Annotated in this window: 16 protein-coding genes; 4 read left to right on the top strand and 12 right to left on the bottom strand. The window is 40.7% G+C overall.

From position 1 onward, the window contains the following. The first annotated feature begins 184 nt into the window (after positions 1–184). Complete coding sequence (locus ACZ5NG_RS04340) at positions 185–664, top strand: DUF6530 family protein (RefSeq protein WP_464252773.1); 480 nt, start codon at positions 185–187, stop codon at positions 662–664. 2 nt (positions 665–666) lie between these two features. Next, entirely contained in the window at positions 667–1,035 is a 369-nt protein-coding gene (locus tag ACZ5NG_RS04335) for a GIY-YIG nuclease family protein (RefSeq protein WP_464252772.1), read from the top strand. A 140-nt stretch (positions 1,036–1,175) separates the two neighbouring features. Here the strand turns inward: ACZ5NG_RS04335 and ACZ5NG_RS04330 are convergent, their stop codons facing one another. From ACZ5NG_RS04330 to ACZ5NG_RS04310, 5 genes are all read right to left on the bottom strand, one after another. After that, entirely contained in the window at positions 1,176–1,466 is a 291-nt protein-coding gene (locus tag ACZ5NG_RS04330; RefSeq protein ID WP_464252771.1) for a hypothetical protein, read from the bottom strand. A gap of 2 nt (positions 1,467–1,468) precedes the next feature. After that, positions 1,469–2,479 carry a DMT family transporter gene (locus ACZ5NG_RS04325; RefSeq protein ID WP_464252770.1) on the bottom strand — a complete coding sequence of 337 codons (1,011 nt, stop codon included), beginning with the start codon at positions 2,477–2,479 and terminating at the stop codon, positions 1,469–1,471. Positions 2,480–2,614: 135 nt separating this feature from the next. Then, positions 2,615–3,829 (bottom strand): thioredoxin-disulfide reductase, encoded by a 1,215-nt coding sequence (trxB, locus tag ACZ5NG_RS04320; protein WP_464252769.1) that lies wholly within the window; start codon positions 3,827–3,829, stop codon positions 2,615–2,617. 26 nt (positions 3,830–3,855) lie between these two features. After that, on the bottom strand, positions 3,856–4,182 hold the full coding sequence (locus tag ACZ5NG_RS04315; RefSeq protein ID WP_464252768.1) for a thioredoxin family protein: 327 nt from the start codon (positions 4,180–4,182) through the stop codon (positions 3,856–3,858). A 121-nt stretch (positions 4,183–4,303) separates the two neighbouring features. Then, a complete protein-coding gene (locus ACZ5NG_RS04310) occupies positions 4,304–6,352 on the bottom strand; it encodes an alkaline phosphatase family protein (protein ID WP_464252767.1) in 2,049 nt (682 codons plus the stop codon). A 253-nt stretch (positions 6,353–6,605) separates the two neighbouring features. Here ACZ5NG_RS04310 and ACZ5NG_RS04305 point away from each other — a divergent pair, with 253 nt between their 5' ends. After that, on the top strand, positions 6,606–7,502 hold the full coding sequence (locus ACZ5NG_RS04305) for a LysR family transcriptional regulator (RefSeq protein WP_464252766.1): 897 nt from the start codon (positions 6,606–6,608) through the stop codon (positions 7,500–7,502). 96 nt (positions 7,503–7,598) lie between these two features. Here the strand turns inward: ACZ5NG_RS04305 and ACZ5NG_RS04300 are convergent, their stop codons facing one another. The 5 genes from ACZ5NG_RS04300 to yedE all read right to left on the bottom strand — a co-directional run bounded on the left by ACZ5NG_RS04300 (position 7,599) and on the right by yedE (position 13,183). Then, positions 7,599–9,023 carry an MFS transporter gene (locus ACZ5NG_RS04300; RefSeq protein WP_464252765.1) on the bottom strand — a complete coding sequence of 475 codons (1,425 nt, stop codon included), beginning with the start codon at positions 9,021–9,023 and terminating at the stop codon, positions 7,599–7,601. 452 nt (positions 9,024–9,475) lie between these two features. Beyond that, complete coding sequence (locus tag ACZ5NG_RS04295) at positions 9,476–10,870, bottom strand: MFS transporter (RefSeq protein ID WP_464252764.1); 1,395 nt, start codon at positions 10,868–10,870, stop codon at positions 9,476–9,478. Positions 10,871–10,890: 20 nt separating this feature from the next. Beyond that, positions 10,891–11,604 (bottom strand): thermonuclease family protein, encoded by a 714-nt coding sequence (locus ACZ5NG_RS04290; RefSeq protein ID WP_464252763.1) that lies wholly within the window; start codon positions 11,602–11,604, stop codon positions 10,891–10,893. A gap of 297 nt (positions 11,605–11,901) precedes the next feature. Continuing rightward, complete coding sequence (locus ACZ5NG_RS04285) at positions 11,902–12,114, bottom strand: sulfurtransferase TusA family protein (RefSeq protein ID WP_464252762.1); 213 nt, start codon at positions 12,112–12,114, stop codon at positions 11,902–11,904. Then, entirely contained in the window at positions 12,074–13,183 is a 1,110-nt protein-coding gene (gene yedE, locus ACZ5NG_RS04280; RefSeq protein ID WP_464252761.1) for a YedE family putative selenium transporter, read from the bottom strand. The genes ACZ5NG_RS04285 and yedE overlap by 41 nt, the downstream gene beginning before the upstream one ends. Before the next feature lie 228 nt (positions 13,184–13,411). Here yedE and ACZ5NG_RS04275 point away from each other — a divergent pair, with 228 nt between their 5' ends. Continuing rightward, positions 13,412–13,663 carry a DUF1540 domain-containing protein gene (locus tag ACZ5NG_RS04275; protein ID WP_464252760.1) on the top strand — a complete coding sequence of 84 codons (252 nt, stop codon included), beginning with the start codon at positions 13,412–13,414 and terminating at the stop codon, positions 13,661–13,663. A gap of 238 nt (positions 13,664–13,901) precedes the next feature. Here the strand turns inward: ACZ5NG_RS04275 and ACZ5NG_RS04270 are convergent, their stop codons facing one another. Beyond that, positions 13,902–14,453, bottom strand: coding sequence for a hypothetical protein (locus ACZ5NG_RS04270; RefSeq protein WP_464252759.1), 552 nt, complete (start codon positions 14,451–14,453; stop codon positions 13,902–13,904). A gap of 82 nt (positions 14,454–14,535) precedes the next feature. Beyond that, complete coding sequence (locus ACZ5NG_RS04265) at positions 14,536–15,267, bottom strand: protease complex subunit PrcB family protein (RefSeq protein ID WP_464252758.1); 732 nt, start codon at positions 15,265–15,267, stop codon at positions 14,536–14,538. Between the last annotated feature and the right edge of the window lie 77 nt (positions 15,268–15,344).

Below are 15,344 nucleotides of genomic sequence, written 5' to 3'. Positions count from 1 at the left end.
ATAATCAGCTGCAACTTTATAATAAAAAAGCCCCCCTATCCCATCATGGGAGGCTTTTGTATGCTTTCTCGGCTGCCTCAGTATCATAATGCTTGACATTTTAATATGAATGAAATATATTGTGCTTAGTAATTTAGTAATTTACTAATTTAGTAATTACATAAAGGTTATATGGGGGGTAAAAATGAAAATACCGACTACGTTAAAGCACAAACCGGTAATTGTCTGTGAAAACTACGAAAATGTTGACGGCAGGTATGCTTATCATTCCGATGCCAAAGGGCTATCCCTGGGGTTGGCCCAGTGGAATGACCGCGGTAAAGTAGAAATTTCAGCCAAAGTATGGAGACACACCGGGGATAGATGGTCCAGACAATCTGAAGAATTGCCGCTGCACCGCGTTCTTGATTTGGCCATTCTTGTTTGTCGGGCGCTGCAGTATTTCAGCGAAGCATACCGTTATGAAAACTTTTATGACCCGGAAAAACCCCTTATTGATCGGGTTGGTTTACAGGGCGATGCCATGACCGTAGCGGTGTGTACTGATAATGAAAAAATTGATCAAGATATCAAATTATTTAACCAAGCCTTAAGTGAAGACAGTGAGCTGTTGGGTGAACGATTGCGCACTCTATCCCGAATATTAAAAGAGATGGGGTATTAAATATGGACAGAAAAAAAGAATTGAAATTGCAGTATAAAGAAATGAAGCCGCCAATGGGGGTATTTATCATTCGCAGTCACTCTAACAATAAGTGCTATTTAGAAGCAACCACAGATTTAAAAAGCAAAATAAACAGCAGCAAATTTAAGCTTAATGCCGGCCGCCACCCTAACAAGGAACTGCAAAAAGATTGGCAAAAATACGGCGAAGCTAACTTTACTTTTGAGATTATTGACCGTCTGGAATATGATAAAAAAGATGAGTCCAAAACAGATTACACTGATGAATTAGCACTGCTGCAAATGATTTGGGAAGAAAAATTGTCTCAGCAAAACATAGAGTTTTATCAAAAGTCACCGGTGAAAAAATAATATAATGAAAAATTGCGGGCCGGGTTTAGAACTTAACCTGATGTGAGCTATGGCATATATCCCTTCAAAAGTGGCATCCCCGTCAAAACCGGCCCGCTGACTTTGTATATATTGTCCACTAAATGCCTATCATCTTTTACCTATTTTTCTCTCCATCGTTTAGGAAGATATTTATCGAGCAGTTTTTTCCCTTCTTCCCTGATGGAGTAGTAGATAACCAGTTTTCCATTCTCGTCCAGTGTCACATCATTATCATCAATAATTTGGTTTGCCTTCATGTCGAGGAGATGATCCCTTATGACCTGTTTTTTAAACTGTCTTTCCCGGCCATATTCCGGTTCTAATGCCTTCATTACATCATCAACACAGGTTTTATCGACAGTAGAAATATAATGAAGAATTCTAAATCTTAACGGTAATGTATCAGTCATGATTATGCCCCCTGTCTTTTATTGAAGAATTCTTTCGGGTTAATAGCCACAAGAGTAGCACCAATCAGTACCAAAACACTACCTATAAGCAAATTTTGCGTCAGGGGCGTGTTCAAGATAATAACGGAAAAGATAACACCCCACATGACATAAGTTCCGTTAAGGGCCATCCCTTTGGCAACACCAATGGTAGTGTTACACTTATACCATGCCAAATAAGATACCGCTGCCGCTAAAGCAGCAATGGCAAAAGCGCCAAGAGTTTGGGGCAGAGTAACAATTTGAGAAATAACAGCCCAGCCACCGACCAAGGGTAGAATAAAAAGACCATTACAAATGCCGGAAGTCAGTTCACGAATATTAATAGCAATTTTCGGGTCAATCATAGACATACCGAACACGGCCAAAACAGCTTCTGTGCCCCAACCCAAAGCGGCAATAGATGCTGCGAGAATACCAAGGTAAAAGCTCGAGCTGTTTCCGCCTTCAGGGGGCACATAAGATATGACGATAGCCCCGATAACACAAATCACCATACCAACCGCTACACGAGGCAAAATTCGCTGTTTTAGGAAAATCCGAGAAAGAATCGCACCAATAAGGGGATATAAGGCGGTAATAGTTAAAGCATAAGCAGGTCCCGCCAAAGAAATTCCCAACAGGTAACCGCTATTGGCAATAGGCCCTCCTGCCAAAGCAGCTATCACAACCATTATCCCGGGAAAGGTTTTCAAGCTGCGAATAATTTCTTTAATCCGCCCGGCCGCACCGTTATAAAGCAAAAGCCAGATCCCCGCAATAAAATCATTGATACAAGCACCGGTCAGCGGGATGGCAAATATCGCTGCTTTGGCACCCATCACAGGCACCATCGCCATTGCCAATCCTAAGAGCACACTGTTCAAGCCCCAAATACAGCCGCTGAAGAGGCCGGTTAATACACCTTTTTTGGCAAAATTGGCATTCAGTTGTTCCTTCATCATAAAAGCTGTCATATTTGCAGACGTCATCATTTTGTACGACCTCTCCTTACTTACAAAATTCGAATATCTAAGAACTTGCGTTCTCAGATATTCGATAGCTAAAAGTGTTATTAAGCAAATTAACCTCTATTAAGAAAGCAGTTCAGCGGAACCTAAGTTAAATAGTTAGCAAATTTGAGATTTAAGTTTTGCTTCATCCATGGTGCAATCCAGTCGTTTGATTTCTTTTCCCTGTTCCAACACTACTACAGTAGGAACGGTTTCAACCTGATACTTAGCGGCCAAATTCTTCTTAGTTGCCATATCTACTTTAACTATTTTATATTGGTTACCGATTTCATTGTTTAATTTTTCCAACAATGTAGCAAACTCTAAACTTTCATTTACTTTTGCATTGAAGAACAGCAGTAGCACCTTTTTCTCACTTTGCACAACTTCATTATTAAAGTTATTAAGTTCTTCAATGTACCGCTCGGCAGCTACAGCGGCAGTAGCACCGTCACCGGCAGCGGAAACAACTTGTCTTAGGTATTTCACCCGGCTGTCACCGGCTGCATATACCCCTTCAATGTTGGTTTCCATCAGATCATTTACCGGAATATATCCTCTTTCATCCAGCTCTATGCCGCTGCCTTTAAGAAAACCCGTTGCCGGCACCATGCCAACAAAGAAGAATACACCCTGGCATTTAAAATCCGTAATTTCGCCGGTTTTGAGATTCTTAATTTTTACCCCTTCTACACTATCTTCACCAAGCACTTCGGTAACAGTTGAATTCCAGATAAATTCCATCTTTTCGTTTTTAAAAGCTCTTTCGGCACTGACCTTATTGCAGTCTAAAATACCCTCATCATGCAAAACTATTACTGTAACTTTGCGGGCAAACTTGGTAATATACATACCCTCTTCAATAGCTTGGTCACCGCTGCCCACTACAACTACATCTTCACCTTCAAAGAACTCGGCATCACAGGTAGCACAGTAAGCAACACCGCTACCCCGCAGTTCTTTTTCGCCGGGGATATTTAAGAGTCGCGGTTGAGTGCCCACGGCAAGGATCACCGCTTTAGCGGTAAATTCCTGACCTTTTTTGGTTCTAACAACTTTCTTTTCTTTTGAAAAGTCTACGCTTACTACTTCCCCTTTGAGAAATTCAACCCCAAAGCTCAAAGCGTGATTATAAAAATCTTTCATCAGTTCAGGGCCACTGGTTTTTGTATATCCCGGATAATTGACAATTTCCCGGGTATTATCCACTAGCCCACCAATTGTTCCTTTGTTGATCACTAAAGTCTTAAGCTTAGCCCTACCACCGTAGATAGCTGCGGTAAGTCCGGCAGGGCCGCCGCCAACAATGACTAAGTCGTAATTATTAGCCATCTATTCCACATCCTTTTAATCGAGTTTTATGCGCCAAGAACTTCTGCAATCTTTTCTTCGACCTCTTCATCCTCGACATTACCAGCAAGTTTCCCCCGATACTCGCCGTCATTGAAAAAGAGGATTTGCGGAACTCCTTTTAAAGAAAACCTTTGGTACAGGTTCTTATCTTCTTCAACATCAACATAATAGAAAGCAAATTTCCCTTCATATTGCGGCTGCAATTCTTCTAACATGGGAACAACTTCTTTACAGACATGGCAGTTTTTTCTTGAAAATATAACCAGACAGGGCTCACAGTTATCATAGATAATTTCATCGAAATTGCTTCCTTTTAGTTGTTGTAAAGACATATTCCCACTCCTTTAATTTAACTAATATATTTACATCGGCAGTTTAGTCGGTCTTAGATGATACATTTAAAAAGCAGCTATCAGAGTGCTACTTTTTCTGATAGCTGCGCATATATTTTTATCAAACTTCTTCGGTGAAGATTTGATAAATTGGGGCTCCTTCACATTGCGCAGGGAAACGCAAACCTAGCAATACTGATATAGTAGGCGCAATATCAACTTGCCGGATAATACGTTCTGTTGTAAACCCAGGCTTAATACCGGGGCCTGCTGCAACAAATATTGGTGAAACTGAAGTATCAAAATATCCTTCTGAAGTTGAAATGCTGTCGCCATGTAATCTGTTGAATCCTTCTTCAATTGAGAAGAAGATGTCACCACATTCAGGTCCATGGACGCCGAGTAACACAGCATCTTTGTTTCGCAGAGCAATGCCGACAACACGCTTACCGGTTTCCGGATCTCTGTAGTTGTACAAGTCAGAGATGATTTGTTCTTCTAAGTCGTATTTATCTTTAGGATCTACAATACCGTATTTGTCCCGGCCTTTGAGGTTAATATAGATATAGTTGCTGCGAATCTGTACGGCTCTTGTCTTTTCCCAGTCAACTTCCGGTAAGGTATTGCCGTTTTCATCTTTTTTCAATACTGTATAGCCCAGTTCTTCCATAACTTTTGTATTCAGACCGCCGTACTCACCCAAAATAGGCGGCACATTTTCCCCAACTATCAGGCCATGGTCACTTACAATTAGCACTGTCCAACCTTCATCCAGCAAATGCAGGAATTCGCCGATATAATCATCTGTTTGCTCATAGAATTTTTCAATAAATCCTTGATAAATTTTTTCATCTGTATGTTTCCATGGCTCCAGTGTCTTAGCTAAATGCCACAACTGGTGGCCGGCACAGTCAACATTGTGCAAGTGAGTAAATACTACTTGATATTCTTTTTCTTTGATTAAATAATTTAGGCAATCAGCCTGCCATTTGTTATACAAAGCCCAGGACGGTTCAAAAATTTCACGTACTAATTCATCATCTTCCCCACCGATTAAACTAACGGGCGGAACATGACCAATGTTTTCAACAATTTCTTTATAGAGATCTTTCGGATGCCATAATTGGTCGTTAGAAATATCAAGTGCATTGCTAATCCAGATTCTGACTTTGTTGCCTGCCGGATCAAGTTCAAGAATCTTATAGGAACGGCATGCCGGCTTGGTAACTCCTTTTTTGATAACGTCATCAATGATACCGGTTACCATTTTGCCTTTTTCCAGAACAACAATGGGCTCTGTTGCTTTCTTATTCTTATAAATGGCAACGCGATCATATTCGCCGGCTTCGTTTTTAAGAATTAAGGCCGGGCGTCTAACCATCCCACCGGATGTTAGGATCGTGAATTCTTTAGCGCCTTCCGGAGCATTTGCCCAACCCTCGGCATCTTTGAGAGGAGAGTTTACAATATCATAGGCAACCTTACTACCGATAATCATTTCCGTATCTTCAAGATCCATAACGTAGGTACGAATTTCGCCACCTTCACGAGCTTTATCGCCCCACCAAAGTTCCATCATTTCATCTTCAACTTCTTCGCCTAAAACTTCATCCAAATCATTAATGATACAGCCAACACCGGCCGGCTTTTCTACCCTTGGGGCATAACGTACTTCTTCAACTTCCGGTGATGCAAAGATAACTTTTTCCCAATCCAGTTGAGCAACGCCCATATTTACAGAACCCGGCTGCGTGCCGTCAACAACATGCAGATTTTCACTATTAGAGGTTGGCGGCCAGGAACTTCCGGGCCAATGCCAAACCAGCGTTTTAAGCCCTGCTTCAGCTGTGATATTCCATACCTGTTCTGCAGTACAATTGCGAGAATCCAAATTGTAAACTACAGCATCCAGGCTCTCCGGTGATTGTCTCCAATAGCAAGTAATGCCATGGGTTCCGGGATAAGCACCTGTAGCAAGTGTCGTCCAACAAGGAGGGGTAATCGTTGGAATTGCCCCAAGCATACCTAAGTCTTCTCTGGCTGAACCACGTTCAATAAACTTTTGTAAGTTAGGCATTTTGCCTTCAGCCAAGTATTTCCGACTAATTTTAGGATCCATACCATCAATACCTAATACCAACACTTTGTTAGTTAGGGCCTTTCGGTTCATCTACCTATCTCCTTTCTTGCTTTTGTTACAATTAATACTTAGTTGACATTTGGTCCCGATAGTTTTTGTTAGGTCTATCACAATTGTTCTTATCTATAATGTAACATTCTTATTTTTCTTTGAGAATCAGCAAAAACAGATATGGGATATCTGATAAACTAAAGATCATATAGATTAATTTACTAGTTAAAAAAGTTTGTAAAGTACGTTACAATTTATTATGTAATTTGTATTAGAAAAGGTGGTGTTAACTATGAAATTAAGTCAGTTTTTCTATTTAATTGAAGCTGCCAAGTATAAATCGATTTCTATTGCCGCAGAAAAGAATTATATTTCACAATCAACTTTAAGCTCTGCCATTACAAGTTTAGAAAATGAGCTTAATATCCTTTTGCTGGAACGTAGTTACAAAGGTGTGCAACCTACCCAACTTGGGGAACAAGTTATAGAAAAAGCGAAAGAAATTTTTTCTATAATTGATGAAATACGTGCACTTTCTCCAAAATATCAAGAAGAAATGATTAATATTTCAGCGATACCCTGTGTCTGTGATCTTTTAATTCCCCAATGTATACTGAATCTAACAAAGGAGAAACAACATCCTTTGAAACTATCTATTAAAACTGCTGAAAGTATAGAAACTATTCATAATGTAGCTTCCGGTATTTCAAGTTTGGGGATAATTCTCTATAACCATTTATTAGATTTAGGTACCCTTGAATACCATGAATTATTCGAGGATCGCTATGTACTATATGTGGGGCAGCGTTCTCCAATGTACAATAAAGAAAGCATCAGTTTTGAAGAATTTCTGTCTGCCCCATATATTGCTTATCGCGAAGAATTCCAAACGCAAAATACAGGGCTGAGCTTTATTTTTAATAAAATTGAAAAACCTAATATTGTCTTTCGGACAGATGATCTTAACACCATTCGTAAAATGATTGAGTACTCGGATTACGTGGCTTTCTTTCCGGAAAAAATGTCACAAAACGATATTTATTTGCAGGATGGTTTAATTCGCGCTATACCGATTTCTGACCTTGATACCAGCATTTCAGTTGGCTATGTGATCAATCCTAAATACAAAATGCCTAAGATTATTAATGATTTCTTAAAATCACTGGTTGATAACATTGCTGTCCTTTAATTTTTAGAGCTGTAATTAAAAAATACCCCTCTGCATGTAATGAAAACGCAGAGGGGTATTTTTAAGCTTTACGAGCAACATTGCATTTTTAAAATATTATTTTGCTTTGGCGCCGGCAAGCTCTCCTGTGGTTACCGTGCCGGATGACTCCTCATCACAGCCCTCGGAAATTGATTCCAGTGAACGGCAAGCAGTTCTTTCACCCCAGATACCGGTTACAAAGGCTATTGCCAGGTACATAGCACCGATAATGGCAAACAGAACGCTGTAGCCAAATTGTTGATAAATAATAGGAACTAACGACATGGCACCGACGTTTAAGATACGGCCCGTACTAAAGATAATGCCCGTACCGCTACTTCTAAACTTGGTGGGATAGGACTCTGCCAGGTAAGACCACATCAGAACGAAGATACCGTCCATCAGGATTCTGATTATAAAGCCAACAATCACAATAAACATTGGAATATGAATGGTACCGAAAAGCACTGTGAGTACACCGATTACTGCACCGTAGGTTACAATTGGAACTTTCCTGCCACCTTTATCAGTGAAAAAGGCAGCTATATAGTTACCAATCGGACTACCAAAGGATACAAGTGCCACCATCCACAAAGCATCTTCCAGGGAAAAGCCATATTCACTGAGCAGGGTAGGCATCCAAGCAAAGAACATAAAGTAACCGACAGTGTTCCAAACAACTAAGTTGGTCAATACCAATGTCTTTTTCCTGTATTCTTTACTGAATAAGAACTTAAGTACTTCAAGAAAATTCGTAACTTCCTCCGTTTGTTGTACTTTAATTTCACCGCGTGCTTCCGCACTGATATCCACCTTAACATCCGGTCTGTAAAACTGGATTGCTTCTTCAGCTTCCTTATAACGGCCCTTGCTAATTAGCCAACGGGGTGATTCCTTCAACCAGCTTTTACCAAAAGCCAATACAACGAAACCGAAACCACCGACGTACATAATATAGCGCCAACCATCAGGAGAATGAGGTATAATCCAAGAGGATACTTGACCAAGCAGAGGAATGCTTAAAAGTCCTGTGGCTAAAGCAATAGCCTGCCATTTCCCTCTTACCGCAGCCGGTAATAACTCTACAATATACACCATGGCAACTACTACCATGCTCATCATACCAACACCGGTGAGTGTTCTGGCAATTAAGAATATTTCCGGGTTAGGCGCCCAACCGTTAATTAAAGAGAAGATAGAGAACATTAAAATTGAGCCTAAAAATGTTTTCTTACGGCCGATACGGTCAGCAATCCAACCGCCTATCCAACAACCGACCAACATACCGATAAAAGTACAAGAGTTAACCAAACCAATCCATTCCATGGATACGCCCCAGTAGTCTCTAAGTGCGGGTGCGACAAAAGAGAAATTAAAAACGTCAATCTGCTCAAATGTGTAACCTAATGCTAATAATATCAAGAACTTATAATGTGACTTATTCATCGTGGCATTATCCATATACTCTGCACTAGTCATTTGCTTCTTTTCTTCTGTCATGGTTAATCCTCCTAAATTTTCAATTTATTGGTTAATATATGCAAAATCAGTACTACATTGTTTCCGCCTCCTTCAATGCAAAGTAACTCGTTAAGCCAACGATATTATAAAGTTGTTATCAAGGCAGTGACTTCTTTAACAGATTTGTACCTGCCTTCACTTTTCAGTTATATTATAAATAATGTTGTTATAGAAAGTACAATATATAGTACCGATACCGGGTATTGATAAAATCAATTGGGAATGTTATTACTTAGTACTTAATCTTTTAAACTTAAATTAGTAATCAGTGTAATAAGTTATTAACGGTCTATGCGTTGGACATAAATGGCCCACTAATGCAGTATATTTTCTACTTACACTTACGACGCTCAATAAAATACAAAAAAAACCGTTAAACGTATAAACGTTTAAACGGTTTTATTATGCTCTTCTAATTACGCTCTTATTTTTTAGGCCAGGGGTTCTTCTTTGCGTACATTGCCGCGCGCCAATGAGGCAAAAACGCCGGCAAAGCAAATTACTGTAAAGATAATAAAGGAAACTTTGGCACTGGTAATTAACTGCCCGGCGTAAGCGGGGGTTAATTCCACATTACCTAAAAAATGAGCGATTATTAAGGTGACAATGGCCAAACTAATAGCTTGACCGGTAAGCCGCATGGTACCAAGTGTGGATGAAGCAATACCGTAAAACCTTTTTTCTACCGAACTCATCACTGCGTTGCTGTTAGGAGAAGAGAACAAGGCAAACCCAAAACCTAAAATGAACAAATCAGTCATAATCAGCCAAATAGGTGTATTTTGAGTTAAGAAACACAGCAAAAACAGGCCCATTGTTGTACAGGCCATGCCTATAGAGGCCACAATGCGCGGTTCAATCCGGTCAGAAAGCCTGCCGGCATATGGTGACAACAAAGCCATAATTATGGGCTGGGCAAGCAAAATCAGGCCGGCTTCCTGGGAGTTATACCCCTTAGCCACCTGCAAGTACAGTGAAAGCACAAAGGTAGTGGCAAAAGTGGCCGAGTAATTGATCAGTGCCGCCAGGTTGGAAAAGGTAAAGGCAAGGTTATTTCGAAACAGCTTTACATTCAGCACCGGCTGCTCAACCCTCATTTCATACCAAATAAACACCAGCAGCAGCGCAAGCCCTAAGACAACAAAATATTTACCAAACACTTCGGTGGTTACACTGGAAATACCATACATAAACAACACCAGGCCCACACCGTAAAGCACCGCACCGGCAAAATCATATTTTTCGCCTTTTGCCCCGGCCCATTCTCCTTTTAGTTTACTCAACGTGATCAGTAAAGAGGCCACGGCAATCAGTGTGCACAGGTAAAAGATGGATTCCCAGCCAAAATGGTGGTTAAGTGCCCCGCCAACTACCGGCCCCAGTGACAGGCCGATGTAGACGGTAGATACGTTATAACCCAAAGCTTTGCCGCGTTCCTTCGGTGGGTAAACCGAAGTCAGGATGGCCATGGCAGTTGCAAAAACCATCGCGCTGCCAATGCCCTGCACCACGCGGAAAAATAACAAAGATTCAATCGACCAAGCCCAAGCGCACAACAAAGATGAAGCGGCAAAGGAGGAAATTCCTAAAATAAATATTTTTTTGCGGCCGACAATGTCCGCCAAGCGGCCAAAGGGCACTAAAAAAGCTGCCGAAGCAAGAATGTAACTGGTGACCACCCAACTAATTATTAAGGCACTGGCATTAAATTCAGCGGCTATAGAGGGAATTGCCAGGTTAATGGAACTACCCATAAAGGGGGTAAGAAAAGAAGCGGTGGTTACTGCCAGTAGGGTATATTTTTTATATGCAGAATCTTGCTGCATGTTTTTTCATCTCCTGTTCTTTATGGCTTACAATTGCCACAAGGCACAAAATTTGCGTCCAATGCTTCCTGCCGCTCATTAAAATAGACTTTGTTTGCTTCACTCATTTTATCCAGCGAAGTGCAGGTTGGCAGATGAAATTTGCGAGTATTTTTGTTGCCAATATATCTATTGGCAGTTATTGGTTCGGCAGCCGGTTCATTGTTGTTGTTTTCGTCTGTTTCTTGCAATCCCCATAAACCCCGGTTATTTTCCCGCGCTTCTTTTTGATATTCAGTAAAATAATCGCTGTATTTTACATTCGGAGGAACGGTCAGCAATTGACCGTAGCCTTCTCTCAAAAGGATGGCGTTAAACATTTTTTCTCTAATTTCTTGATTATTAATTCCGTTAGGTTTTTCCAACCAAACATAAGCCAACAGCCGCTGATATCTGTCCCGCTCTTCAAGGTCGGTTTCCAGGTATACCGTTTTGCCGGTTAACTTTTTTTTGGTAAATTCAGAGGCCTCTTTACCGTAAGGTTCTACCGGATGGTTCGGCTTCACCGTTTCAGGAGTATCAACGCCGATTAACCGTACCGCTTCCTCTTTACCGTTGATGTCAACACGAATGGTATCCCCGTCTACCACTCTGGTGACCGTGGCTTTAATATAGTCTGAGGAGTCACAGCCACAGCCGGTGACAGTGCTCAATAAAACAATAAATACTGTCAGTATAATAATACGAAACTTCATAAGCAAACTCCTTTGTGATTTAGTGTAATAACTTCTATATATTCCATAAAATTTGTATCGGTTCCTTGTGGATAAGATAACAAAAAAACAGGCAATGACAGGCACATGCCACCGCCGTACCAATCAGTAAAAATCGCATTATTAATGCTGTCAGAAAAATATCCATTGTTATGTCTTCCCTATAATATAAAAAGCAGTATTTAATTAACTGCAAATAAAAAGATATAACCCAAAGCCAAAGCCTTGGGTTATATAAAGTCCTTTTCATGAATATGTAAATACTTACGGGATAAACAGTTATTTAGTTAGTTCTAAAATAATTTTTTCTCCCTGATCGTTTACCTTAACCTTCCAGCCTAAATTTTCGGCTGCTCGGGTAACATTTTCTTTAGCGGTATGGTTATCGACAATTACTTCTACTCTTCCGCTTTTTAATTCATTTAAAGCTTTGTGGGTTAAAAGGACCGGTTCAGGACACGACAGACCTTGAGCGTCGATCACTGTTGACATTTGCTGCACCTCCCAGGTTTTTTGCTTTCATTATGCCACAGGCGCCAATTACCAGCACTACCGCCAAACCGATTATCGTTGCGATTTGACCGCCACCGGTAACGCCGTTTCCGCTTGCAGCCAGACCAAAATTATGAGCAAAAGCGGCTCCGGCCATTAAACCCAGAACGGTAACTGCAGAATCAGCGTTGCCTTCCGCTGCGGTAATCAATTGCCTAAGCGGGCATCCGCCAAGCAGCACTGATGCCAAACCGGCCAATGTCATACCTAAAAAGTTCCATAAACCGTCATTGTGGGCAATTGGCTGTCCGGTAAATCCGGGGTTAAAGTTGCCTACTATTAAGTTACCGATTAGTGCCACAATAAAAATACTTAAAAAACCGGATAATAGATGGGTATCTCTAAAGAAAATAAAGTCACGGATGCCACCAACCAGACACAAACGGGAGCGCTGAGCCATAACGCCCACCAGCAAGCCAACACCTAAAGAAATTAATACCGGGGCATGCATTGAACCGGGACCCTCTTGACTAAAGGATATAAATGACGGCTTGGCAAACAGAAAAATTAATAGTACTACGCCTATAAGCGGCATGACATAACCACCGAACTTATTTGTTTGCACCGTCGCCTTACCTAATGAATATCCATGCTTTAAGAACATTGTGCCAATGAATACCCCTACAATTAATCCAACTAAGCCCACTATAGCGTTCCAATCGCCACCGGCTATTCTCAATAACATTCTTAACGGGCAGCCCAAAAACATTAACATACCGATGATCGCAAAGAAAGCTAAAACAAAGCGGGTTAATGTTCCCGAACCGCCAACTACTTTAAATTCTTTGGTGGCAATGGCGGTGATAAAGGCACCTAATATCAGTCCGACAATTTCCGGGCGAATGTACTGCACAACTTCTGCCCGGTGCAGCCCAAGTGCTCCGGTTATATCCCGCAAAAAGCAGGCGATACAGTAACCCATATTAGCCGGATTGCCCATTGCTACCAGCACTACAGCAAACAGCCCTACTATTGCGCCTGTGCTGATAATAAAAAATTTGCCTTTCATACAAACCCTCCTTATAAATAATGCCAATATTATCTATTAAACACAAATATTAAACTTCCTGTTATTTCATTTATAACTTTTTATTATACCGTTGTTTTACTCTAATCGGTATAAGCTTTTATCATAAACAAAAATTGCCGAAGTTTTCTGCTGACATTCCATATTTTTTTTAGCATTTTATTTTTGTAAAAACCAATACTATTAACAAATAAATTCGGAGGTGAATGTATGGGCAATCAACATATTCATTGTGCGGTCAACACTTGTCATTACTGGGCAGAAGGCAACAAATGCGTAGCGAACGAAATTATCGTTGTTAATGATGAGTTTGGCAATCAGCAGCCTGATCAAATAGACTGCAGCATGGCTAAAGAAATTTCACCGACACCGGCCCAAACTTGTATGGAGACCTGCTGTAAAACTTTCGTTCCCAAAAACTCAGCAAAAATAAATGCCGACGGTGTTTATAGAACCCAATAATTTAAGTTAGTAACAAAAAAGGCGTGTCGCTAAATGAGCGATACGCCTTATTGTACGCTAAGGTTGTTGCCGGAGTCGGTCTTTGTGCGTTCCGCTATATATTAGTTGGTACGAAGCCCACGCCTGGTCTGTTAGAAGTCTATAAGGCAATTGACCTTATGCTTTAGCCGGCTAAATGCCTATGCCGGCTCAAAAACTAAAGCACAGCGAATTTTAGAGCTTGCTGTGCCTTAGTTCCTTAATGAAGCAAATATTTTTCTTTTTGTATTTCCCTTAACACGTCAAACAGGTATTCTAGGTCTTCGCTTTGTTTTTCTATGGGATCCAGTTCTTCTGCTTGTTCTAACAAATTAAGCAAGCCGCGGTTTACACCTCTGATTAAAATGGCCTGCGGTTTAAAATCCCCATGATGGTCAATTCCGCCGGCAATGCCTTTCATAATCAGTTCCCAATCCAGCATTAGTATCAGGTTTTGTCTTGAACTTGCGTGTCTGAATATTTCCCACATTTCAGAGGTAAAGCCTATTACGGCACTGCTGCCGTCTTCCCAGTCAATATCCAGCACGATCAAGTACTCATCATTAGCTATATTTACCAATTCCCAGCCAAAAGAATAGTTAAGGGTTTCTCCGGCGTAATATTTTTCTAATAAACCGGAAAGTTCATCTTTTAAGGTTGGCAGCACCAACACCAAGGCATCATCTGATTCTCCAATAAATTCCGGAATTGCAATTTCTTTTGTCATTGCTACCAGCTCCTTATCAACATCATAGCATAGCCTATTCGCCAATAGTAATAAAATTCCTCCTTTTTTATATTTAGTTTATGTAGTAAAAAAACAACTCCGGTATGGAGTTGTTTTTTTTGTATTATTAGTTATTTTCATTTATTAATACAACTTTTTGCGGCATATCTTGCGCTTTGATTATTACTGCATCACTCGGATGAGTAATTACGGTTAAATAAGCACAGCCTTCTTTGGGTTCATTTGTTTGGTAGCCAACATATAAAGTATTGCCAATCATTAAGGTATCAGTAATTTCGATACTGTACCCGCTGGAAGATTTGCGCCCCCACATCAACTGCAGATTATATTGCTGTTTGCCTAAAGGTGTAAGGGTATAACTCACCCCATAGATATTTTTATCGGTAGGCTTTAAGTTTAATACCGCCGGCAAATGAGCAGCAATTTCTTCTGCCGCCTGTTTAGTAAGCACAGCGTCATTTTTATCGGGCAGTGTAGAGGTTAAACCCAATTTGTAAAGTATGGCTACCGTCTCATCTTCTTTGCCGAAGGGATCTACATTAATTCCCTCTTGCTGCAGAACGGCCGCAATTCCTTTGGCTGCTTGTTCATAAGTCAGCACTTGATTGTTGTCAAAAATATTTTTAGTTTGACTGTCTAAACCAGCAATTTTATCTGAAAGCAATGCGGTAAATTCCGACCAGGTAACTTGACTGCCGGATACCGGATTGCTTATTTTCATCTCCGTCACCGTTGCCGGTTTATTATCATTGGTAACTGGGTCACTTACCGTTGCGTAGGCTAAGGGTGCGCCAATTAACAACCCGCCAACAACTAATGCTAATAGTACCCTTTTCATTTTTTGCACCTCCGTAAGAGATAGACGAAAGCAACCCAGAAATAGTTCCCACTGCAAACGAAATGTGGAAAAAATTT

The organism is Desulfovectis peckii, assembly GCF_055391705.1.
Note: the sequence above shows the minus strand (reverse complement) of the source record. Positions and strands in the feature narration are given on the sequence as shown.